This window comes from Thaumasiovibrio subtropicus (assembly GCF_019703835.1).
In the GTDB taxonomy this organism is placed as follows: domain Bacteria; phylum Pseudomonadota; class Gammaproteobacteria; order Enterobacterales; family Vibrionaceae; genus Thaumasiovibrio; species Thaumasiovibrio subtropicus.
This window is the reverse complement of sequence record NZ_AP023055.1, coordinates 1,479,311-1,501,866: the sequence shown is the minus strand read 5'-3', so window position 1 is coordinate 1,501,866 and position 22,556 is coordinate 1,479,311. Positions and strand designations below refer to the sequence as shown.

Genomic DNA, 22,556 nt, shown 5'->3' with positions numbered 1-22,556 from the left:
GATTGAATCACTGTTTGATATATGCGTTCTTAGGCTAGGTGTGACCTCATCGCAATTTTTCGGATATTTTTTTACTTCCTCATCTTAATTGTATTACAATAGCATCAATCTTTTTGGGGTAACCCATCACCGTTCAATGATATAAGTGAGTTAGTATGAGCAACCAAAAATCTCTTGATGCCATCAGGAAGATGAAGCTGGAAAACGATACTTCAGCAGGTAATCTTGTCGACCTACTCCCAATCGAAGTTCAAAAGCGCGACTTTGACCTGTCTTTCCTCGATAACCTCAGTGAAGCGCGTCCACGCCTTCTGGTTCAGGCAGAAGATCTAGAGGCATTCAAAGCGGCGGTACGTGCAGATGAATCTCACTGCATGTTTGATGACTTCTACAATAACTCGACGGTTAAGTTCCTTGAGACTGAACCTTACGCAGAGCCGCAGCCTTATCCGGAAGAGACGGTAGGTAAAGCGTCGCTTTGGCGTCCTTACTGGCGTCAAATGTACGTTGATTGCCAAATGGCCCTTAACGCGACACGTAACCTTGCCATTGCAGGTATCGTAAAAGAAGACGAAGAGTTAATCGCAAAAGCAAAAGCTTGGACGCTAAAACTATCGACTTACGATCCAGAAGGCGTAACGTCTCGTGGCTACAACGATGAAGCGGCATTTCGTGTTATCGCAGCTATGGCTTGGGGCTACGACTGGCTACACGCTCACTTCACAGATGAAGAGCGCCAGCAAGTTCAAGATGCATTGATTGAGCGTCTAGACGAAATCATGCACCACCTGAAAGTAACGGTTGATCTACTGAACAACCCACTGAACAGCCACGGTGTTCGTTCTATCTCTTCTGCTATTATCCCAACGTGTATCGCGCTTTACCACGATCACCCGAAAGCAGGCGAGTACATTGCATACGCACTAGAGTACTACGCGGTACACTACCCACCATGGGGCGGTGAAGACGGCGGTTGGGCTGAAGGTCCTGACTATTGGAACACACAAACTGCGTTCCTAGGCGAAGCATTCGACTTATTGAAAGCCTACTGTGGCGTAGACATGTTCAACAAGACATTCTACGAAAACACAGGTGACTTCCCACTATACTGTATGCCTGTTCACTCTAAGCGTGCGAGCTTCTGTGACCAGTCATCAATCGGTGATTTCCCAGGTCTAAAACTGGCTTACAACATCAAGCACTACGCGGGTGTTAACCAGAAGCCTGAGTACGTTTGGTACTACAACCAGCTCAAAGGTCGTGATACTGAAGCGCATACGAAATTCTACAACTTTGGTTGGTGGGACTTCGGCTACGACGATCTACGCTTCAACATCCTTTGGGACGCACCAGAAGAGAAAGCACCGTCAAATGACCCACTGTTGAAAGTATTCCCAATCACAGGTTGGGCGGCATTCCACAACAAGATGACTGAGCGTGATAACCACATCCACATGGTATTCAAGTGTTCACCATTTGGTTCTATCTCTCACTCACACGGTGACCAAAACGCGTTCACTCTACACGCATTTGGCGAAACGCTAGCGGCAATCACGGGTTACTACGGTGGCTTCGGTGTGGACATGCACACTAAGTGGCGTCGTCAGACCTTCTCGAAGAATCTGCCTCTATTCGGTGGTAAAGGTCAGTACGGCGAGAACAAGAACACAGGTTATGAAAACCACCAAGATCGCTTCTGTATTGAAGCGGGCGGTCAGATCACTGACTACGATACAGAGTCTGATGTGAAGATGGTGGAAGGTGATGCAACAGCATCTTACAAGTACTTCGTACCTGAAATCGAATCTTACAAGCGTAAGATCTGGTTTGTGAAAGGCAAAGTATTCGTAATGCAAGACAAGGCTGCGCTTTCTGAAGAGAAAGACATGACTTGGCTGATGCACACCACATTCACAAACGAAGTGGCTGATAAATCGTTCACTATCCGTGGCGAAGTGGCTCACCTTGACGTGAACTTCATCAACGAGTCTGCAGACAACATTGAATCTGTTAAGAACGTTGAAGGCTTCGGCGACGTTGACCCATACGAGTACCAAGATCTTGAAATCCACCGCCACGTGGAAGTGGAGTTTGGCGCTGCGAAAGAGCACAACATCCTAACGTTACTTGTTCCAAATAAGAACAACGGCGAGCAAGTTGAAGTGTCTCACAAGCTAGTCGGCAACGCGCTAGAGCTAACGGTTGACGGCGAAACGGTAACGATTGAGCTGTAAGTCACGCTAAATCTTAAGCAATCAAAAAGCCCCGAATGTGAATTCGGGGCTTTTTATTGTGCTTCTGCTATGGCTTGGTTTGCCTCTACGTCTTGTGCCTCTGAGGGTATCCATTGCCACGTAATGTCCAAATCTAACCGGACGAGTTTTCGCATTTGGGTTGGGCTCAGTTTAGGTTGGGCGCGAGATGGGTTGCCGAGCCATGTCAGAGAGACAAAAACACGATTGGCAAGTGTCGTGATTTGTCGAAGCTCATCCTCTTTTTTAATTAAAGCGTCTAGCAACCAATCGACGTGGCACCTCGCATCATGACTCTGTACATGATGAAGTGTGGTGAGATACCAAGCGTTATAAGGTGCTTTATTGCGCCTACCATTTGGCACTTTTCCCTTGTGGTGTAAGAGCGAAGGCTGAAAAGATAAGAAATGACCAACAAATTCGGGCGCCATCTCACCAGTTTCAACCACTAGTGTTGCATAAGTGCCGCAGTGAACAGCAGGATTATCAAGTCGCATTGCTACCTGTTGGATGGATGGCTATTGGTGGCTTTATCCTAGTATTTTCAATGACCTCATGGGTAGCGATGGGGGGGATAAGTGAATAACTTTGCGCGTGAAATCTCAAACTACCAGCTTGAGTTAGGCGCTTGCTTTTAGCCGCGTTTTCTAGGCCCGTCATCGTTACTCTTGCTTTCTAGCGATGAGGATGATGTTTTCAGTGAGTAAAGACTCTTCTGTGTAGTGTACGAGCCCTGCAAAGCTGGTCTCTACTAGGATGCCATCTGATAGGTAATCCCAGCTTTGTTCTGCATAATGCTCTGAGTAAGTCTTAAGAGAAAGGTTCGCAACAACGGTGCCCGAGTGTTTGGAAGCAATGGTGATCTGATCACCTAGCTGTGGCGTGCGTCCATCAGTGTATTTCATGGTTTATCTCCTTATTGGCTTCGTTGACGTCGTTATTTTGGTGGCCAATTGATCATTTGTCGCGTTCTGTACTCTTAGTGCACGAGTATATGCACTATCTTTGTTTACTCAATGATTGTTGTTTTCCAAATGTGTTGAATGCTTGATGGGGATTCAGGGTTGACAATATATATTAAATTCAAATATAAACCCTGCATCGATAAGTCAAGGAACTACTATGAGCGCTAAATCTCGCACTGAAATGATGGAAGCAACACGCTTGAAATTGCTTGCGACGGGCCGTCGACAGTTCGGTTCGATAGGGTATGCGAATACAGCGATGGATGCCCTCACAGGAAAAGTGGGGTTGACGCGAGGCGCACTTTATCACCATTTCGGTGATAAGAAAGGGCTGTTTTGGGCGGTATACCAGCAATTAGATAGCGAGTTGAATGCGCGTCTTAGCGCGGTGTCGGCGCGTGCAGAATTTAATTGGCAAGCATTAGAGATGTGCTGCAATGCCTTTTTAGAGTTCGCACTAGAAGAAGAGATTGTGCGAATTTATCTGAGTGATGCGGCAGGAATATTGGATGCTGAACAGCTCGCGCGTTCAGAATTGGCTTGCCTGCACCAGTTTGCAAAGATGCTTAATGTATTGATGGCGGAAGATATCATTGGCGTCAGTTCACCTGAGGTCAGTGCACGTTTACTGCATGGCGGCCTATGTGAAACCGCACTTTGGATAGCACAAAGTCAAGATAAGCAAAAAGCATTAAAAGAAGGACAGCGTACGTTGAGTGTATGGCTGACAAGTTTGAGAATATAGTGTAAGGCAATCGTTCCAAGGAGAGGAAAATGAAGAGAAAACGCATCTTAATGGTGGTCTTTCTTAGCGGGTGTACATCGGTTACTCAACAAATTACGAAGACAGACACGGCAGAATGTGTTGGTACGACAGCGTTACCACTCGCAATGACAGAGCAGTTTACTCCATTATCCGACCCGACACTGCTTGGTAAGGCGCTAGGGGAGGCAGGAAAAGGGGGGCTTTGTGAAGGTCAGGTTTATCGAAACCACAATCAAGTAACCTTGTATCGAGCTTGGAATAGCACCTATCAGGACAGTGCGATGGGGAGTTGGTGGGCTTGGGAGAAGCCTGCAGGCTCGGTCTCGCAATATCGTGAGGACTATGAAATCTGTTACCAATGGTCGCCACTTGACCGTTTAGTGGTATGTGATCTCAAACCGGGTAGTAAGGTTGTCGTTGGGCCCGGCCAAAGTGCGCAGTGTTCTGAATATTTGACTTACCCACAATCGAACAAGCAACAAGTCTACATAGAGAATGCGGCAACCGTTATGGAAAACTGTCGCTATTATGGCGACGCATTTAATTGGCTACGTATAGAGTAATTCGTTAGTCGCGAATCTCTGTTTTTATTTTTACCGTGAAAGAAAGAGGGCGGTAAATTAGAACCTTATCGCACTATTTTCGCAAAAGGTCTTGCTGTGTTCAGTTATCGCGTGGCTCAGAGAGGGTGTTGACGAGGGGGGGTAAAACCAAGACAGAGTACGTTTTTATCCTTAAATTACTCTGTTTATCAATAGGTAACGGCATTTTCAATGCGTTAGTAGCCATTTGCCTCTTGGAGAAAATGACGGTAAATAAGCGTTACTAACCACTGCCTCAATTTAAGTTGTTGTTTCTTAATTCATTATTATTTCCTCAGTCGGCTTTATCTCACTTCAAAATTCTATCCATTTCCATTCCATTAACTGATCAGCGTGAATACGACGCTGGAAACTCTTGTCAGTTATTCCGTTCTTTGTCTGTTTAAAGCTTGTGTTTAATTTATTTTTAGCTGCGAAAAAATGAGAGGGTCTGCCATGTTTTTTTGTAATGAATAATTTTGTCACTGAATAATTGGTTGCTCTCAATCCCTATTGTGCAATTTGTCGTTGGTCACGATTTCTTTTTAAGCATAAAAAAAGACCAGTGGTATCACTTTTGTCTATTTACGGGAGAACACAAATGAAATGGAAAACGTCTTTGCTTGCTTTGGCTGTTGGCTCGCTATGCGCCTCATCAGCCTATGCGCTCAACCAGCAAGCGCTGAATGAGCTGGGAGAAAGCGTCAACTTGCAGTACACGGTGTTAGACAATACCTTTAACGACTACAACACTTTCCTCGCTGAGCTCTCACTGACCAATGAAGGGTCAAAAGTGATCACCGGTGCGGATTGGGAAATTTGGTTTAGCCATATCCGTCAGATCCCGGTGGTCAATAGTGACCAAGTGGTCATCTCTCATGTCAATGGCGATATTTTTAAACTGACGCCAACAGCAAATTTCCAGCCATTGCAACCGGGTGAAAACTTAACCTTTACGTTTGAAGGGGCTGCATGGCAAGTTGCAAAAACCGATATCATGCCTAACTGGTATCTTGTGAGTGAGGATAAGGGCACCACTGTAACCGCGTTGATTCAAAGCACCAGCAACCAAGTGGATGGTGTCGTTCCGGTCAAACCGGATGAAGAACTGAGCTTTGTGGGTGAGTTTACTTCCTCTAAACAGTGGAAACGTTATGACTCGGCAGCGCTCGTGGACCAATATAACCCGTATACTGCAGAGCAACGTTTTGAACGTAATGCGGATCTCTCACTGACGCCCGCATCGGGTGTTATACCCACGCCTGCCAATATGACCATTGGCACGGGGCATTTGGTGATTGATAACAGTTGGCAAGTTGTTTACGACGCGGGCTATGAATCAGAAGCCGCTTATCTAGCAGCACAGTTGGGTATCACTGCTACTGCTTGGTCACCGAATGTGGAAAAAGTAATTCGTGTTGGTTGGGAGCAGGTGAATCTGGATGGTCACCCTCGCTGGACAGAGGCTTATAATCTGGATGTTGATACTGCCAGCAATGCAGTGAAGATTGGCGCAGTCGATGCAGCGGGCGCTTTTTATGCTGCGCAAACTTTATTGCAGTTGCTTGATGGTGAAGCGCTGCCTCAAGCGTCAGTCACTGATGCTCCTCGGTTTGGTTATCGAGGTTTTTCTCTCGATACGTCACGTAACTTCCGCAGTGTGGCGATGGTGAAGCGTCTACTCGACCAAATGGCCAAATTTAAATTGAACAAACTTCACCTTCGTTTGGCTGATGATGAAGGTTGGCGCATTGAAGTCGAATCATTACCCGAGTTGACCGAGGTTGGTGCGAAGCGCTGTCATGATCCTGACGAGCGCCGTTGTATGTTGCCATTCTTGGGCGCTGGTCCTGACGGCAATAACGAGGGCTCTGGTTTTTATACCGCGCAAGAGTATCGTGACCTCCTCGCGTATGCGAATGCACTCAACATCGAAGTGATTCCAGAGCTAGATATGCCAGGCCATGCGCACGCCGCGATTAAAGCGATGGAGGCGCGTTATCATCGTTTAATGGCAGAGAACAAGCCAGCAGAAGCGAGTGAGTACCTACTGACAGACTTCGATGATCAATCTGATTACCTCTCAGTCCAGATGTTTACTGACAATGCGATGAACGTCTGTATGGAGTCGACATTTACTTTCGTCGATAAGGTCGTTGCCGAGTTAGTTGCCTTGCACCAAGGCGTGCAGTCGTTGAAGACATTCCACTTTGGTGGTGATGAGATAGCTGGGGCATGGAAAGCATCGCCTGTTTGTGAAGCCTTCTTTGCCAACAACGACAAGGGCATCACTTCACCAGATCAACTCAGTCAGTACTTCGTTGAACGTGTTGCGGCGATTACAGCGAACTATGGTTTGGATTTAGGTGGTTGGGAAGATGGCCTCATGCATGGCACTGTCTATCCAAGGGCCGCGATGGCAAATACCCACGTGACTGGCAATGCATGGCAGAATATTTGGGAGTGGGGTGTTGCTGACCGCGGATACAACCTTGCAAACAATGGCTATAAGGTGATCTACAATCACGCGTCGCACTTTTACTTTGACCATCCTTATGAGCCGGATCCAAGCGAACGTGGCTATTACTGGGCGCCACGCCATACTGATACCCGTAAAACCTTTGGTTATATGCCAGACGATGTGTTTGCCAATGCAGACTTTACGCGTGCCGGAGCGCCTATCACGAAAGAGGATGTCCTCGCGGTGGCGGGTGTGAAATCACTGCAGCGCCCTGAGAACATCGCAGGATTGCAAGGTTCGTTATGGGCCGAGACGGTTCGAACTGGAGAACAAGCTGAAGGGATGATCTTCCCACGTTTGATCGCATTGGCCGAACGTGCATGGCACAGTGCGGCTTGGGAAGCCGATGACGCAACGGGCCAAGTGGTCGATGAGGCTGCGCGTACTGCAAGCTATAACGCGTTTGCCAACCTGCTCGGTCAGCGTGTGTTGCCGCAACTGGAAGCGGATGGTGTTGCATTTAACTTGCCAGTGCCAGGCGCGAGGATTGTTGCAGGTAAACTGGAAGCGAACACCCCATTCCCGGGACTGACTATTGAGTTCTCGGAAGATGATGGTGCGAGCTGGCAGGTGTATACGTTACCAGTGGCCGTTTCAACCGCTGTTAAGGTGCGTACTGTTTCTGGTCAGCGCTCAAGCCGTGTGACACAAGTCAATTAATGACAGCGTGTTTTCACCCTGCCGGCTCAAGCACCGTGAAGTAGCTTGAGTACAATTTACAATGTAAAGCGAGCTGCATTTGTCAGCTCGCTTTTTGATTGTAAGGAGGTAAGCGCTAGGTAGTTTGAGTCTATTTAACGGCCACTCGCACGCTTGGGTGGCAAAATGTTGGCTTCACAAGGAATCTCAGTGATGAACAAGGTGCCGTTCCCTTCTTCGCTGTCACAGATGATCTTACCTTGCACATGGCTGAGGGTGTTGTAAACAATAGAGAGCCCAAGTCCTGTTCCCCCGCGCTTTTTGTTGGTGGTAAAGAAAGGGTCGAAGATTTTTGCTTGATTCTCCATGCTAATGCCTTTGCCGTTATCCTTGACGGACATCTGAATACGATTTTCTTCCACCAAGGCGAGTCCTATGATGACTTTGGGCTGATTGGTGAACTCAAAGGCGTGATTTTTGGCATTCATGAGCAGATTAGAGATGATGTGATACACCACGCTGGGATCTAGTTTGACTTCCAGTTCTTCTTCCGCCTCAATGTAAACATGAATACCGCGCATATTTGGGCTCAAAGTATGAACGATATCGCGTAACTGATCATTGAGGTTAAACCAACTGATTTCTGATTGAACGTTGTCTGTTGATAGGCGTTTAAAACGGGTAACAATCTCATCGGCACGTTTCAGGTTTGCCGTCATTATTTTGCTAGATTCTTGATGTTCTTGAATAAATTGGTCTACCTCATCGGACTCAATTTCAGAGACTTTACTCTTTTCAGCGAGTTCACTGGAGATGTGCTCTTGATGGGATGCAGTGGTGAGCCCTACACTGATTGGGGTACTGAGTTCATGTGCAACACCTGCAACGAGTTTTGACAGCGAGGCATGTTTTTCAGATTCGATCAATTGGCCCTGCATGGTTTTCAGTTCGTTGTAAGAGTCTTGGAGTTCTTCATTTTTAGTTTCTAACTGGTCGGCATGTTTTTGTTTGTTATCTAGGTATTTTTTAACAATATTAAGCACATAAAGCAGGATTACTTTTAGGATTATGGCTTCTGTGACCGTGGTTATGACCACGGCCCAAAAGGCCAGTTTGGAGCTCTCTTGCGCTTGAATGTAAATGGTTTCTGAGATTTGCACTTGGTGGTTGTTGTAAGCACCGATATTGGCAATGAACTCGTCGTAGGCCACTTTACTGTCTGTGGTGATATGAATGAACTCAGCAACGCGGATGCCCGAGTCTGAATAGTTTATCGACTTTATGACGGTATCGCTGTACTTACGCCATGAGCTGAGCAGTTTGCCGACGAGTAAATTGAGCTCATCGCTATCTTGATAGTTCTGCTGCGCTTCCCTCAAGCGGGCATCAATGAGACTTAGGTCTTCTTCAATCGAGGCCTTTAGTGTTTCGCGTGTCTCTTGGTTTGGCGCCATCACCAAGTTCATCGTCTTTTGCCTCAGCTCTGAGACAGGTTTCGCAATGAGTTGATTGTTGGTGTTAACACGCGTTACTGACTCGTGTACTTGACTGATGGACTCGGTCACATCGTCAATGGATAAGATATTGTAGATACCTTGAAGGATCAGTACCGAGGTCGTACAGAGAAACAGTATCAGTATTTTTTTCGATAGCGCCGCTTCTGGATCTTGCTTCATGGTTATTTCCTTTCGTCAGGGGCCTCAATGGCGATGGGGACGAGTTTTTCTGTTGGGTATTCTCCGTCTCTGACAGACCAATGGAGGTCACTGACTTCAATCTCCCAAAGTGGATAAAAGGCGGAGGAGCGAGGTTGATAGACGACCTCTTTATTGACCGCAAATGTGGCAAAGGGGCTGGGTAAAAACAGCACATAATTCTGGCTGTGAAGGTGCTGTGTGAGCCCTGCCAAGGTATCGACATAGTCTTCGGCATAGGAAGGCGTCGCAAAAAAGCGGTTCACATGATAATCCAACATGTCATCAGTGCCGGGTTCGAACGTCGACCACCCTGTCTCGGAGTGGTAAATGAAGAAAGTACCCCAGGGGTTTTTTATCCAGTCAAAATTGGGCCAAACGACAATGTCAAAATCGATTTCGTTTTCATGGCGAATTGCTGACAGGTTGTTTTTGAACATTTCAGACTCGTCTTTGACGATGTGTAAGTGGACATCGATGTTGACGCGCTCAAGAAAGAATTTGATGTCTTTCAGAATGTAAAGAAGGCTTTCTTGCGCCATGATGGTTAAAGGGATACGTGCATCCTCGTCATAGCCATATTTCGTCTTATAGGAGTCTAAAGTTGCGATGATGTCGGTGCGAACCGCTTCGTCATAGATAGACTCTACTGGAGAGGCAGGCAGTAAGGCCATCGACTCTTTCACACCATAAAAGCCTTCTGAAAGTGAAATTAAAGTGGGCACACCCTCACCATTCATTGAAAGGGCGGTTAAGGCGTGCTGATCGATGGCGCGGTTGATGGCCTTTCTGACTTCAGGTTCTTTGAAGATAGGGTTGCCAGTAAAGAGGTTGAAGCGAGCTAAATAGTTGTTGTTCGCTTTTTTGCGCATCAGCTTGGCATAAGGTGAGAAAACGGTTTCCATCTCATCGGCAAACGCAATAGGTGCGATATCAATGTTGCCCTCCGTGTTGAGTGCGAGGGCTTTTGCTTCTTCAGGGGACGTGTCCATGACGATGGTGATACGTTCTACCTTGGGTGAACGTTTATCCCAATAGTAAGGGTTACGGACCAGTTCCGCTGTTGGTGTGCGTCTGTCGCCTTCTATATACCCATCTACAAGCATGTACGGCCCTAATCCATAAGGGCCTGCTTCGGCAATATTGGGACAGAAGGGCTTCCCATTCCAGCCAAATTTCTCTAAGTAAGCGGGGGAGTAAAATAGCAACCAAAGTGCATCGTAGAGCAACAAACCATACGCTTCGTTAAGGTGAAAACGTACCGTGTAGTCGTCTATCTTTTCTGCGCGCTCTAAGACTAAGTGGATCTTTGTGAAGGTATAGGGATCCCTTTTAAAATACTCGATGTTCATGACAACGGAGTCAGCGGTAAACGGTGTGCCATCATGAAAACGAACCCCTTCACGTAATGTAAACTCATACAAAGTGGGTGAGATGACACGATGCGAGGTCGCCATGTCATACTCCCAGCCTTTTTCGTTCTCTGCCGGTCTCACTAAGGCACCATTGACCGCATGAGCCGCAGCGATATAGGGCAAATTGGGCATGTAAACTTTAACATGCGAGCCTGCGCGAGGCTGGTGGGTGATGGTTTCAAGACTCGAGTCTTGGCGAAATTCAACCGTCTCGAACTGAAAGGTGTCAGCTTGGACAGATATACCCGTGGTGAGTATCACGACGAAAAAGATGACCAACGGATTGTTTGCAACGGCAATGTGGTGATTCATCACTGCGAACAAAGACTGCATCATGCTTTCATTCAGTTTGGTTAAATACATTGATAATGGATCAAGTATTGTTTATCTGTACGAAAGCGCAATGCACACCAATGCTTAATTAGTATTTTTTACTTTTAAGGTAACTTTTGTTTCTAAGGTCACGATGTCTTGTGTTTAGGGTAACGGTGGCGAAAGGGCGGCGCTCTCTAGTTTTGGTCCGTGGTCTACCTCACGTGGATCTTGGATCGCAATAGGCACGAGATGTTCACTTGGATACTCTCCTTGCCTGACTGACCAATGCAAATCGCTGACTTGAATATCCCAGAGAGGGTAAATCGCAGAGACACTGGGGGTAAAGACGACTTCTTTATTGAGTGCAAACGTGGCATGCGGCGTCGGAAGGTGCAGGACATAGTTTTGTTGATAAATATGATAAGACAGATCGGCCAACACTTGGATATAGTGAGGATCTGAACTAGAGGTCGCAAAAAAGCGCTTGATGTGCTGATCCATTACATCATCAGAACCCGGCTCAAAAGTGGACCAGCCAGTCTCTGAATGGAAGATGAAAAAAGAGCTCCATGGGTGTCGTATCCAATCGAAGTTTGGCCATAAAACGATATCGAACGCGCGTGCATTTTCTCCTCTGATTGCGGCGAGGTTGTTGGCAAACATTTCAGACTCATCACTCACGACCTCTAGCGTGACGTCGATGTTAACTTGCTCAAGAAAATACTTAATATCTTTGAGCAAAAACAGCGGGCTTTCTTGGGCAAGAATAATGAGCGGGACTTGTTCTTCTTCTTCAAATCCATACTTAGGTTTGTATTTGTCAATGACCGCAATAATCTCTGCCTGAACTTGCTTGTTTAGTGATGATTCCTTTCTTGGTGCTGGCAGGCGCGCCATCGACTCTTTTACGCCATAAAAACGTTCAGAAAGAGAAACATAGGTGGGCTTGCCTTCTCCGTTCATGGACAGCGCCGCAAGGAGCTGCTGATCGATAGCCCGATTGATTGCTGCTCTGACTTCAACCTCGCGAAAGATTGGATGGCCAGTGAAGAGGTTAAAGCGTGCGAGATAATTATTGTTGGAGGCACGACGCATCAGTTTGCCGTAAGGCGAGAAGATGGTGCCCATGACATCACCAAAGGCGATCGGCGTGATATCGATATTGCCCTCTGTGTTTAAGGTGAGCTCGGTGGCTTCTGCAGAGGAGATATCCATGATGATGGTGATGCGATCGACTTTCGGGCTATTTGGATCCCAATAGTAGGGGTTGCGAACAAGCTCTGCAGTCGGCGTGCGGCGATCGCCTTCAATGTAGCCCTCTTTTAGAATGTAAGGACCAAGGCCATAGGGGCCGGCTTCCGCTAGGTTGGGGCAAAAAGGTTTGCCATTCCAGCCAAATTTCTCTAGATAGGCGGGTGAGTAGAACAGCAACCAAATCGCGTCGTACATCATTAATCCATACTCTTCTTTCAGGTGAAAACGCACGGTGTAATCGTCAATCTTTTCAGCCCGATCTAGGACGATATGCATCCTAGAGAAGGTGTAAGGTTGCTTTTGATAGTGCTCGATATTGAGTACCACAGAATCAGCATTGAAGGGGGTACCATCTTGAAAGCGGACACCTTGACGCAGCGAAAATTCATACAGGGTCGGTGTGATTTGCTTGTGCGATGTTGCCATGTAGTATTCCCAGCCTCGTTCATTATCAGCGGGACGCACGAGAGAGCCGTTTATCGCATGAGCCGATGCGATATAGGGCAAGTTTGGCATATGGATCTTGACATGTGAGCCGGCTATGCGCGTGTTAGTGACTGACTTTAAACTGGTATCTTCTCGAAACTCTACGGTGTCGAACTCAAACGCTGAGCTCAGTGCCGAGCCGGGAAAAAGGAGCAGTAGCCAAATTGAAGGTAAAAGAAACTTCATAGAGGTTTGTCATCCCTTTGTGGTGAACCGTGAGAGCGGAGTGAAACTGGGGCTTAGATCCAAGTATTATTCAAGCGGTGGAATCTGCAATGTCAAAACGGGCATAATTCGATGAAACCCTCTGCCTTGAACTCGACGGGCTAGTCTGCTTCTGAATCCTGCATCTTGAGGTGGCTTGGGTATAATGCGTGTTCGTCGGCTTAGTATGAGAATGTGATTGCATTTTGTACAGTGATGGTTATTATAATTGAACGGTGTACATTTATGCTGTGTTTGATAAAGCAGGGTGGTTTTGCATAAGGGATGAAATATGGAAGGGTTACTCGGAATACTGGGCGTATTGATAGCGGTGGGTGGCGTTTCTATTCCCATTATCGCGATACTTGCCTTTTTAGAAGTGCGCAGACTCAAGGATGAAGTCAAACACCTTAAGTCTGAAATGATGCTCTCACAGCGGGCATTGTTACAGTTAAAAGCCCGCATCGACGGTGATGTGATCGATGATTATGAGCTTGCTCCATCGGTTTCCTCGTCGGAAGTCGCATTAAGCACAGACGTTCCCCACTCAGAAAACGCGCCTGTGACGCCAACCTCTCCTCCTCAAAAAGCATCCTCAAGGCACAGCCACGCAGATCCTAAGATTTCTGAGAGTCAACAAGACGCATGGGACGGCAGCGATGAGGCCACACCTTTTCAAATCCTGCTTTCGCATGTGACTGCACACTTAAAACGCAACTGGTTGATTTGGTCAGGTGGTGTTGCCTTGGTGTTCGGTATGGGTTACTTGATGCAGTTCGTCGGTAGTAGGGTGACAGTGTCACCGGAGGTGCGCATTGCGTCAGCACTCAGTTTATCGGTGTTAGTGGTTATGCTGTCGGAATGGCTACATCGTCAAGTGCAAGCTGGACGCTGGGCGCTCGATCGTGTTGTCGGAAAGCAGTACATTCCGGCGACATTCTCGTCCGCAGGGATGACAGGCATCTATACATCGGTCGTGTTCGGTACGGTGAGTTATGATCTTTTTTCGCCTACTTTGGCATTAGCGCTGATTGCATTGACCGCGCTTTTTAGTCTTGGAATGAGCTTACGTTATGGCAGCTTGATGGCGGTGCTGGGCTTGATTGGTGGTTATACAGCGCCCATCTGGGTTGGCGAAGGGCAGCCCAACTATTGGGTATTGATGGGGTACATTAGTGCTATCACGGCGGTGGCTATTTATGTTCAACATCGGTTACGAGAAGATTGGTTACCGCCGCTTGTTGTTCTGGCTCACCTATTTTGGCTTGCGATGTGTAGCGTGGACCGCTCTGCCAACGCTTTTGCAGTTTGGAGTATGGTTTACTACCCACTCTCACTCTACTTACTGGCGATTGTTCCTCAACAAGGCTGGCGCATTGCGGCTGTGTATCGACAGCGAGAGTTAGGTTGGTATAACCCCGGATTTGTTTCTGTACTCATTTTAGCGCTGTTTGTGACGCTTAACTGGATAGACCCTGCCGATGTTCGGTTCTTACCCGCATTGATGGTTACGCCTCTGATCTGCCTACTGCTACCTAAAATACGCAAGGGATATTGCGATCATCGCGCGCAATGGCATGCCTTATCTGCAGCTATTGGTGGCGCCTTGTTACAAGGCCAGTATCTCATCGACGGCTATGGTGATGCCGCGGTGTTGTCTCTGCCTGTCACAATAGGTATCGCCTTGTGGCTCATTGTGATGACATTCAGTCATTACCTTCAGTATCGCGCTAGCTATCGCTCTGTTGTGAGTTATTGGTGGTTGGTGACGTCGACGCCACTCACTATGATTGCTTGGTTGCTTTATGTCGATAGTAACGTCTCATCTGGTTTGATGGTAATGACAGTTGTGACTTTCGTTGTCAGTCTTGGCTTCGTGTTTTTAGCATGGCGTGATCAGCGACTGCGTGGGGATATGACGATGATGTTGCATCTCACGGTGTTAGTCCTGAACTGGCTGTGGTTTGATAATGCGTTGTTTACGAGTTTGCTCGTATTGCAGCTGTTAGTCATGAGTATGCAATTGTGGCTTTCTTCGTTGCTTATCCGTGCGCTTACCGTGAAAGTTGCGCTCACTTTACTGATTGCCCGTTTGACTTTGCTGCCCTTTGTCGCTGACTGGCATGTTAGCTGGCTGCCGGACTCTGCAACGGCGATAGCGAATGGGGTGCCAGCCTTTTTGGTGCTGAGTTATCTCATGGTCCGATTACGTCGTCATCAACACCAACTTGCTGACTGGTTTGAAGCGGCTGCCGTGCATGTGTTGGCGCTCATCGTGCTGATGCAAATCCATTACTGGTGGACGGGCTCGACATTGATTTATAAAGCCGTTGATTTCACTAGTGTGAGTTTTTGGTTGATTCAGTCTTTGACGCTGATTGCTGTCTATGGGCATCGAGCAAAATCGGCAACTTCAATGATCATCTTCTATCGATGCTATCGTTACGGGCTAATGCTGGTTTCGGCGTATTCTATGATGGCGTTGCATACCACTTACCTGCCGTTGACTGAGGAAACAGTGTCTGCGGCGGCTTGGCCGTTGTTTAACGGCCTGAGTATGGGGTGGTTACTGCCGGGCATCCTCATGGTCATTATTGGTAGAAAGCGTCTTCAACCACCGCCGTTTGAAGCGGCATGGATTACTTGGAGTGGTATCGCCTTGATCGCGGCTTGGGTCGGCCTCTCCATTCGTCAGTTTTGGCAAGTTGACACGTTGCATTATCTAGCCGATACGTCAATGGCTGAGTGGCTGACCTATTCCGGTGCGCTGATTTTGAGCGGCGCGACATGGACTTATTGGGCGGTTTCGCAGCACCAAGTGCGCCATCAAACGCTTGGGCTTGCCGTGATGGGCGCAGCGATATTGAAGGTCTTTTTACTTGATGCCAGCTATCTCGATGGCATTTGGCGAGCGGTGAGCTTTTTAGGGTTAGGCCTGGCTCTCATCGGCTTGGGGTGGCTGTTTCAGACGTTGAAGCGTCGCCAGCAGACAGTCAATGATGTGCAGTAAAGAGGCCCTTGGGCTGCTCTCCCCTTTGGATTGCAGCCCATTTTTGACAGGTTAACTGCGCGCTTTATCGACGAGCCTTAAGCAGATGCTTTTTGCTGTCAGATAGTCATGACGTTTTAAAGCGACGGCGAGGGTTTGGCTCTCTTCAGGAAAGTACTGCGCCAGATCTTCACTTAACTCTTGGTAGGTTGTTTTGGCCTTGTCACTGTGTTCACTGATGAGTTGCTCTAAACATTGCAGTTCAAGTGCAAGGTCTATTTTTGAACGTTTAACACTGTGTGATGTTGAACTTTCTGATTTCCAGTCAGTAATGATATTTTCTACGACGTCGCGGTAATGGCTCACCTGTTGGCCGAGTTCATGTAAATCGGAACCCGACATACTGACTTCCCCTGTCTTACGAAATTGGGACTCGTGCAGCTTTGCTAGTTCGGCTAAGTGATTGATACCAATCGTTGCTGCCATCCCTTTTAATGTATGCAAAGCGCGGCCTGCGGTTTCATGATCATTCTGTTGTAAGGCATCGATCACGGTTTCAACCTGAACCGTGCTATCGGTGAGGAAAGTGGTCATCACTTTGGTGAAGATTTCGGTGTTGCCACCCAATCGTGTCAATGCCGATTCGAGTTCAATTTGATTTTGTCGCCCTAATAGTAGGACATTGGTGGGAACGAGGCTGTCATTGGCAGCAGGGCGATGTGTGGCTTGTGAAACCTGTTGAGGTTTGGGCTGGGTCGCCTTAGACGTATTGACTTTTTTCTCGGGTGTATGGGTCAAGATGGTATTGACGAGATGGCCAATCTCAAAAGGTTTGCCGACATGGTCGTTCATGCCAACGTTGAGGCAGGCTTGTCGATCTTGGGGGAGTGCGTTAGCTGTCATCGCCACGATGGGTAAGTCTGAAAAGCCTAACTCCAATCGAATGCGCTCTGTCGCTGAATATCCATCCATGACGGGCATTTGAAGATCCATCAGGACGATGTCGGGACGTTCGTTTGCTCGGAGATAATCGAGCGCTTCAAGTCCGTTTTCAGCTAGGTCGATGCTGGCCCCTTCTTCTTTTAACAACTCGGTAGCAACGGCTTGGTTGGTCGGATTATCTTCAACCAAGAGAATATGAATACCGGTTAACTGCTTGCTGGCTTGCTCGACAGGTGGCGGAGATGCAGCGATCTGCTCACTGACTAGCGCGTTCACTAGCTGCATGGGAGTGATAGGTTTAGTTAAAAAACCATCAATCGTCTCATGGCCGCCATGCTCACGAATTTCAGAAGCGAGTTGCGGATAATGAGACGACGTTAGGAGTATCGTTTTAATTGCACTGCTGTTTTCTTTGATTAACTTACACAGGGCAATACCATTCATTTCTGGCATCGAATAGTCGACCAATACTGCATCGAAGCGGTCGCTGCCCAGACTTTTGAGTGCGTCTTTTGCAGAGTTAGTGACTGTCGTTTGCCAGCCTAAACCGTCACACATGTTTTGCGTGAGTTGCCTTGCAGTAGGGTAATCATCAACGATCAGCACTTTCATTGATGGAACTTGAACGTTATCGATCGTGCTTTCAATCACGCCAAACGACATGGAAAAGAAAAACTCGCTCCCTTTGCCTTCTTCACTGCTGAGAGAGATATGTCCTCCCATTTTAGTTAAGAGGTGCTGGCAAATGGCAAGGCCTAATCCATAGCCACTATTTGCCAGCGGTTCGGCACCATTGGCTTGCTGGAATATATTAAAAATCTTGGTCTGCTGTTCTTTCGGGATACCTGACCCCGTGTCGCAAACGCTACCAGCAATAGTGCAATGTTGCGTGTTTTGCTCAATGACCGCGAGGTTGAGAATGATTTCCCCTTTGCTCGTGTACTGAAGGGCATTGTTGAGTAAGTTGAGTAAAACTTGTTTTACTCGAAGCGCATCGCCGTGCATCTGTAACGGAATATTAGGGTCAATATTAAACAGTAGCTCTACGTTCGCGTTTTCAGTCTGCGCGATCACCATGGAGGCTACTTCTTGCAGGAGCTCATCCATGTTAAATGGGGCTGGTGAAAGTACGATCTTGCCTGCTTCAATGGAGCTAAGGTCAGAGATATCGCGGAGCATCAACAGTAAGTTCTGTGCTGAGGAGATAACTTGATTGTTTAGGCGTTTTTGTTCTTGCTCTGTTAGGGTGCGCTGTAGCAATTCAGAGAGGCCCAAAATGCTATTCATCGGGGTACGAATTTCATGGCCTAGACTTGCTAAGAAGCTATTTTTGTCGTCATTGGCTTGCTCTGCGACTTCCTTGGCTTCAAGTAATGCTTCTTCGTAGCGCTTTCGATTACTCATATCCAGTGCAATCAGTAATAAACTCTGTAACTGACCGTGCTCGCCCAGTAGTGGGCTAACCGACATCAGCACAGGCAACTCGTCACCTTGCTTGCTTCTAAAATGCCACTCTTTGCCCGGGTGGGGTTCGCCATTGTCGGGTTGTTTCTCTTTTAGGATGCGTTCGACATACTCTCGAAATCCTGCCGATTCAGCGGTAATTAGTAGTTCTGCCGGTTGGCGATTGATAACGTCTTCAGCGGAGTAACCAAGCAATTGCTCAGCGGCGGGATTGAAGGTTTGAATACGGCCAAAATGGTCAGTAATGATGATGGTGAAGTTGGCATGGTTGATCACGGTTTTAAGTAGCTGTTTGTGCTTCTTTAGCGCCAAACTCTGCTCTTGGAGATCAGAACTCATTTGCAGCTCATTTTTGGAGATCCGCTGGTGGAGAGCTTCGATAAAAATGATTTCGATGTGGTAGACCAGCCTTTCTCGATATTCGATTAACTGCGCTTTTACGATACCATGGATAACGTGTTCGTTGCGTTTTACGGGGAGTAGCTGCTCGGTTTGTTGGCCTGAAATGGTCAGCTGGTCCATGGCGTCAGTTAAGACTTTACTGGTATGGCTATCGAAAAGCTGTTTTAGCGGGGCAAAGGAGAGTGACACGTCATCACTTTGAACCAAGCTTGCCATCGCACGATTTTTCCATAGTGTTTGGCCGTCATAGCTTAAGAACAAGCGAGGGTTTTCGACTTCCTCAGTTTCATCACTAATTGATGTGCGGCCGATACCACAAATGCCTGCGTAGTAGGCGGCGGCAGAGCCGAAGAGAGTGGTCAGGATGATCGCTGAGGCGGCAATCAGGTCAGGGTTGTCGGTGTGTAGTAAATATTGCTGGCCAGCCAGTAAAACTGAACTGGCCAAAGCGAGTCCGACGGTCAGCGTGGTTCCTAGGGTGATGATAGCCCGTTTTGCCATGATTTCTCTTATGCTCCGAGATCAATCTTCTATTGAGCATAGGAGAAACATGACAATTGAGCTAATGATTAAGAATCAGGTTGTTGCCACGCTTCTGTGCCATAAAGTGGCACCGTTGACATTGAGTGTTTGTAGCTGCCTTCTAGCTCTTTCGTTGAGTAGCTGAGATAAATAAGCGTTTGGGCAGATGCATCGTAAATACGGCGAATTTTGAGTGTCTTGAAAAGAATGCTCTTTGACGCTTTAAACACGACTTCACCACTTTTAGAGCGATCAATGTCTGCGATCTCTTCTGCTGATATTGGCCCAGTTTGACGACAAGAAATGCCCATATCTGAAGGATCAGCGAGGCTGAGGTCGGCTTTTACATGACTGATGTGACAGGTGACGCCTGGAATCTTAGGGTCTTCAAATGTTTGAATTTTTATGTCTTTTGTTGTTAGTAGCCCGAGGCTAACGTCTCCAACATTATCACCACTGCACGCGGCTAAGGTGAGGGAGAGGGTAGCAACGGCGAAGAGGGATTTTACTCCTTGTATCATTGGCATCTTTCTATCCTGTTCGATGTATATAAATGAGGCGTACTCTCCAAACGATATCGCCAGATCTTGGCAATTTGTTGGGGGCGACGATACGTTTGGTCTTAAAAGACTTGAATAACTTTGTGTACTCAAGTCACCTCAAGGTGTTTGTTCTGTGAGAATGTCTAGGTTTGCCATCGAGGCACTGCTTTGAAGGTCTAGTGGACTCAATCAAAAAGCAGTATGACACATGCATCTTGAGGTTACTTGGCTATAAGGTATACTGCGGCGAAGAGAGTTACAACTAGGATACTATAATGATCGATAGCTTAAATTTGGTCGATGAGATCGAAGTCGAAAAAGAGCCGGAACTTCCTATTCCATCGTTGGAAGATCAAGCGAAAATCGTTGCGGAGTTGAAAAAGTTAGAAGAAGCGGGTGAGTTGACGCCAGAGTTGTTACACGCTTACATGACAGGTGAAAAAAAGCCTGAGTAGTTGACGCGAAAAGCAACCATGACATGAAAGACGAGGCCAAGTGCCTCGTCTTTTTGATTGTGGTTATCGTAGCCACTCATGGCCTGGTGGTAACATCTTGCTTACCCAGATCACCAGCTTGTGTTTCATGTTTGGGCCGTCTTCTCTGTCTATGGGCAGCGCGGTAATCTGTTTGTCTTGGACAAGGAGTCGGTAAACGACTTCAATCTTAACGGGCTGTGGGGTACCAGGCTGAAGTTCTTCATATCCTCTTTTTTTTGCATAAGTCAGTCCGACTTCGAGGGCTTTTTTAATCAGCTGAGCTTCGTGTTTGAACTTCTTCATTGTATCTCCGCCATCTTGAGAGTATTGGGGCTCTGACGCATTTAATTTGCTGACAAAGTGGTTTCAGAATATCGCTAAATGCCTGAAAAGGTAGTCTTTGCGACGAAAAGTGAGAGCTGTACCCATTCTGATACGAGTGATACCTCTATTCGAGAAGCCGTGATCCGAGAAGGCGGGATACAGGGAAAGATTGCTTATCAGATTGGAACATATGCAACTAAGTTGAAATGAGCCATTTTTGACCTTTTTGAAGTCAATGAAAAAGGTAAAGTTTGACTCAAAATCAATTGCTGGAAATATATTTTGTACGGATTAAATTTGGGTGCAAACTGATGATTAACAATGTTGTTACATATCATCATGATGAAAAAAAGACTGTCAACATTCCTCCTCTTAACAGCTTGCGTCGCCTCTGCGGCGCTGGTCTATTTGTTTACAACCATTCCTGTCCGTGCAGAATCACCTCATCCACTATTAATAAGTAATTCAAAGGCTTGGAAGCCATTCTCTTATGTTGATAGCAGTGGCGAGCCGAAAGGCATTCTGATTGATCTTTGGCGAGAGTACAGTGAGATTACTGGCACACCTGTTGAATTCTTATTGACAGATTGGCAGCCATCGATCACCCACGTGGTTAATGATGATGCGCAGGTACATGCGGGGCTTTTATGGTCCGCTGAACGAGATGCATATTTAGAGTATGGCCAATTCACGCTCGTTGATTTGGAGACACAGCTTTTTTTCTCAAATCGAATTGCGGGTACCAATATCGATTACTTTATGGCAAATGGCGGTGCCATCGGTGTCGTTGAAGGTGGCTATGAGCAAAGCTATGCCAGTCAGCATTTTCCCGATGCTGAGCTCGTCCTTTACCGTAACAACGAAAAACTGGTTAACGCGGCATTTCGTGGACGGGTTGATGCCTTCATTGCGGATTTACAGGTCGCGAATTTTTATCTCTATACGTCGGCGAATCCCACGGCATTTATTCCGGTTAAACACCTTTACTCGGGAAAAATTCGCTATGCCGTGAATGAACAAAATCAACAATTACTTACTCAACTCGATGCTGGATTTTCTGCTTTAGACAACGCCCGTCACCAGCAATTACTCAACAAGTGGCGTCATGTTGAAGTGGTGTATCCCAAATATCTCCTCCCCATAGCGGTAGCCTTCATGTTGAGCTTGGCGTCACTGTATATCTTCCAGCTCAGAAGAACTGTCTCTTACCGAACAGCCGCTTTAGAGAACGCAAATAAAGAGTTATTGAGTATGTCGCAGACCGATGCCATGACGGGGATTTACAACCGGAGTTACTTTATGACGCGCTTGGCAGAACTGAAATGCGCCGAGTTTGGTTTGATTCTGTTTGATATCGATGATTTCAAAGCGGTTAATGATAGCTATGGTCATGTGGCTGGAGACAAGGTTATCTTGCATGTAACCACGGCAGTGCAGCTCGCATTGGCAGATAAGCATGTCTTTTCTCGGATTGGTGGAGAGGAGTTTGCCATACTCTGCGAACAGACAGACTCTGCGGAATGGCAGCGTCTTGCAGATAGAATTTGTCAGGAAGTGAATAAAGCGAGAGTCTCTATCGGCACGAGTGAGCTTTCCGTTTCAGTCAGTGTGGGCGCCGTCTTTTATCAAGGTATTGAGAAAAACACCCAAGTCACCTTACATGATGTTGATCATCTTATGTACGATGCAAAAAAAGCGGGCAAAAACTGTGTCTGTTATGCCCGTCTTTCTGATGTAAATAGTTACTAATTTGAGTCTAGATAAAGTATGGCTATGGCCCTTTAGAATGAGATGCCATAGCCA

The 22,556-nt window shown here is 47.0% G+C and carries 15 protein-coding genes; 7 read left to right on the top strand and 8 right to left on the bottom strand.

All coding sequences use genetic code 11. The annotated features are described in order from the left end of the window. Window positions 1-155 precede the first annotated feature (155 nt). The gene (locus TSUB_RS23055) at window positions 156-2,234 is read left to right on the top strand and encodes a DUF4962 domain-containing protein (protein WP_087016842.1); all 2,079 of its coding nucleotides are present in this window, start codon (window positions 156-158) and stop codon (window positions 2,232-2,234) included. A 53-nt stretch (window positions 2,235-2,287) separates the two neighbouring features. On the opposite strand, the gene TSUB_RS23050 is transcribed toward TSUB_RS23055, so the two are convergent. Both TSUB_RS23050 and TSUB_RS23045 read right to left on the bottom strand, forming a co-directional pair. Beyond that, window positions 2,288-2,749: a DUF4279 domain-containing protein gene (locus TSUB_RS23050; RefSeq protein WP_087016840.1), complete on the bottom strand. Its 462-nt coding sequence runs from the start codon at window positions 2,747-2,749 to the stop codon at window positions 2,288-2,290. Between the two features lie 165 nt (window positions 2,750-2,914). After that, window positions 2,915-3,157 (bottom strand): hypothetical protein, encoded by a 243-nt coding sequence (locus TSUB_RS23045; RefSeq protein WP_087016838.1) that lies wholly within the window; start codon window positions 3,155-3,157, stop codon window positions 2,915-2,917. Between the two features lie 217 nt (window positions 3,158-3,374). On the opposite strand from TSUB_RS23045, the gene TSUB_RS23040 reads away from it, so the two are divergent. The 3 genes from TSUB_RS23040 (at window position 3,375) to TSUB_RS23030 (ending at window position 7,745) form a co-directional block, all read left to right on the top strand. After that, window positions 3,375-3,962, top strand: coding sequence for a TetR/AcrR family transcriptional regulator (locus TSUB_RS23040; protein WP_087016836.1), 588 nt, complete (start codon window positions 3,375-3,377; stop codon window positions 3,960-3,962). Between the two features lie 29 nt (window positions 3,963-3,991). Next, complete coding sequence (locus TSUB_RS25150; RefSeq protein WP_246616485.1) at window positions 3,992-4,546, top strand: hypothetical protein; 555 nt, start codon at window positions 3,992-3,994, stop codon at window positions 4,544-4,546. Window positions 4,547-5,165: 619 nt separating this feature from the next. Next, window positions 5,166-7,745 (top strand): family 20 glycosylhydrolase, encoded by a 2,580-nt coding sequence (locus tag TSUB_RS23030; RefSeq protein WP_087016834.1) that lies wholly within the window; start codon window positions 5,166-5,168, stop codon window positions 7,743-7,745. 134 nt (window positions 7,746-7,879) lie between these two features. On the opposite strand, the gene TSUB_RS23025 is transcribed toward TSUB_RS23030, so the two are convergent. The 3 genes from TSUB_RS23025 to TSUB_RS23015 form a co-directional block, all read right to left on the bottom strand. Continuing rightward, entirely contained in the window at window positions 7,880-9,400 is a 1,521-nt protein-coding gene (locus TSUB_RS23025; protein WP_087016832.1) for a sensor histidine kinase, read from the bottom strand. Window positions 9,401-9,402: 2 nt separating this feature from the next. Next, window positions 9,403-11,169 (bottom strand): ABC transporter substrate-binding protein, encoded by a 1,767-nt coding sequence (locus TSUB_RS23020; protein ID WP_246616484.1) that lies wholly within the window; start codon window positions 11,167-11,169, stop codon window positions 9,403-9,405. Between the two features lie 141 nt (window positions 11,170-11,310). Next, the gene (locus TSUB_RS23015) at window positions 11,311-13,074 is read right to left on the bottom strand and encodes an ABC transporter substrate-binding protein (protein ID WP_087016830.1); all 1,764 of its coding nucleotides are present in this window, start codon (window positions 13,072-13,074) and stop codon (window positions 11,311-11,313) included. A 310-nt stretch (window positions 13,075-13,384) separates the two neighbouring features. Between TSUB_RS23015 and TSUB_RS23010 the strand changes: the two genes are divergently transcribed. After that, on the top strand, window positions 13,385-16,102 hold the full coding sequence (locus TSUB_RS23010) for a DUF2339 domain-containing protein (protein WP_087016828.1): 2,718 nt from the start codon (window positions 13,385-13,387) through the stop codon (window positions 16,100-16,102). A gap of 51 nt (window positions 16,103-16,153) precedes the next feature. Here the strand turns inward: TSUB_RS23010 and TSUB_RS23005 are convergent, their stop codons facing one another. Together TSUB_RS23005 and TSUB_RS23000 are read right to left on the bottom strand one after the other, a co-directional pair. Further along, window positions 16,154-19,390: a response regulator gene (locus TSUB_RS23005; RefSeq protein WP_087016826.1), complete on the bottom strand. Its 3,237-nt coding sequence runs from the start codon at window positions 19,388-19,390 to the stop codon at window positions 16,154-16,156. A gap of 68 nt (window positions 19,391-19,458) precedes the next feature. Beyond that, entirely contained in the window at window positions 19,459-19,938 is a 480-nt protein-coding gene (locus tag TSUB_RS23000; RefSeq protein WP_087016824.1) for a CreA family protein, read from the bottom strand. Window positions 19,939-20,228: 290 nt separating this feature from the next. Between TSUB_RS23000 and TSUB_RS22995 the strand changes: the two genes are divergently transcribed. Further along, the gene (locus tag TSUB_RS22995) at window positions 20,229-20,408 is read left to right on the top strand and encodes an ATPase (protein WP_087016822.1); all 180 of its coding nucleotides are present in this window, start codon (window positions 20,229-20,231) and stop codon (window positions 20,406-20,408) included. A 63-nt stretch (window positions 20,409-20,471) separates the two neighbouring features. Here TSUB_RS22995 and TSUB_RS22990 read toward each other — a convergent pair whose 3' ends face one another. Beyond that, entirely contained in the window at window positions 20,472-20,732 is a 261-nt protein-coding gene (locus TSUB_RS22990; RefSeq protein ID WP_087016820.1) for a DUF5062 family protein, read from the bottom strand. A gap of 342 nt (window positions 20,733-21,074) precedes the next feature. On the opposite strand from TSUB_RS22990, the gene TSUB_RS22985 reads away from it, so the two are divergent. Beyond that, window positions 21,075-22,502 carry a transporter substrate-binding domain-containing diguanylate cyclase gene (locus tag TSUB_RS22985; RefSeq protein ID WP_087016818.1) on the top strand — a complete coding sequence of 476 codons (1,428 nt, stop codon included), beginning with the start codon at window positions 21,075-21,077 and terminating at the stop codon, window positions 22,500-22,502. Window positions 22,503-22,556: the final 54 nt, after the last annotated feature.

Excerpts from the sequence above, each read along its gene's own strand:
- TSUB_RS23000 (WP_087016824.1), bottom strand. The coding sequence starts at position 19,938 with ATGCCAATGATACAAGGAGTAAAATCCCTCTTCGCCGTTGCTACCCTC.
- TSUB_RS23055 (WP_087016842.1), top strand. The coding sequence starts at position 156 with ATGAGCAACCAAAAATCTCTTGATGCCATCAGGAAGATGAAGCTGGAA.
- TSUB_RS22995 (WP_087016822.1), top strand. The coding sequence starts at position 20,229 with ATGATCGATAGCTTAAATTTGGTCGATGAGATCGAAGTCGAAAAAGAG.
- TSUB_RS23050 (WP_087016840.1), bottom strand. The coding sequence starts at position 2,749 with ATGCGACTTGATAATCCTGCTGTTCACTGCGGCACTTATGCAACACTA.
- TSUB_RS23005 (WP_087016826.1), bottom strand. The coding sequence starts at position 19,390 with ATGGCAAAACGGGCTATCATCACCCTAGGAACCACGCTGACCGTCGGA.
- TSUB_RS23020 (WP_246616484.1), bottom strand. The coding sequence starts at position 11,169 with ATGATGCAGTCTTTGTTCGCAGTGATGAATCACCACATTGCCGTTGCA.
- TSUB_RS23045 (WP_087016838.1), bottom strand. The coding sequence starts at position 3,157 with ATGAAATACACTGATGGACGCACGCCACAGCTAGGTGATCAGATCACC.
- TSUB_RS23040 (WP_087016836.1), top strand. The coding sequence starts at position 3,375 with ATGAGCGCTAAATCTCGCACTGAAATGATGGAAGCAACACGCTTGAAA.
- TSUB_RS23030 (WP_087016834.1), top strand. The coding sequence starts at position 5,166 with ATGAAATGGAAAACGTCTTTGCTTGCTTTGGCTGTTGGCTCGCTATGC.
- TSUB_RS23025 (WP_087016832.1), bottom strand. The coding sequence starts at position 9,400 with ATGAAGCAAGATCCAGAAGCGGCGCTATCGAAAAAAATACTGATACTG.
- TSUB_RS23015 (WP_087016830.1), bottom strand. The coding sequence starts at position 13,074 with ATGAAGTTTCTTTTACCTTCAATTTGGCTACTGCTCCTTTTTCCCGGC.
- TSUB_RS22985 (WP_087016818.1), top strand. The coding sequence starts at position 21,075 with ATGTTGTTACATATCATCATGATGAAAAAAAGACTGTCAACATTCCTC.
- TSUB_RS22990 (WP_087016820.1), bottom strand. The coding sequence starts at position 20,732 with ATGAAGAAGTTCAAACACGAAGCTCAGCTGATTAAAAAAGCCCTCGAA.
- TSUB_RS25150 (WP_246616485.1), top strand. The coding sequence starts at position 3,992 with ATGAAGAGAAAACGCATCTTAATGGTGGTCTTTCTTAGCGGGTGTACA.
- TSUB_RS23010 (WP_087016828.1), top strand. The coding sequence starts at position 13,385 with ATGGAAGGGTTACTCGGAATACTGGGCGTATTGATAGCGGTGGGTGGC.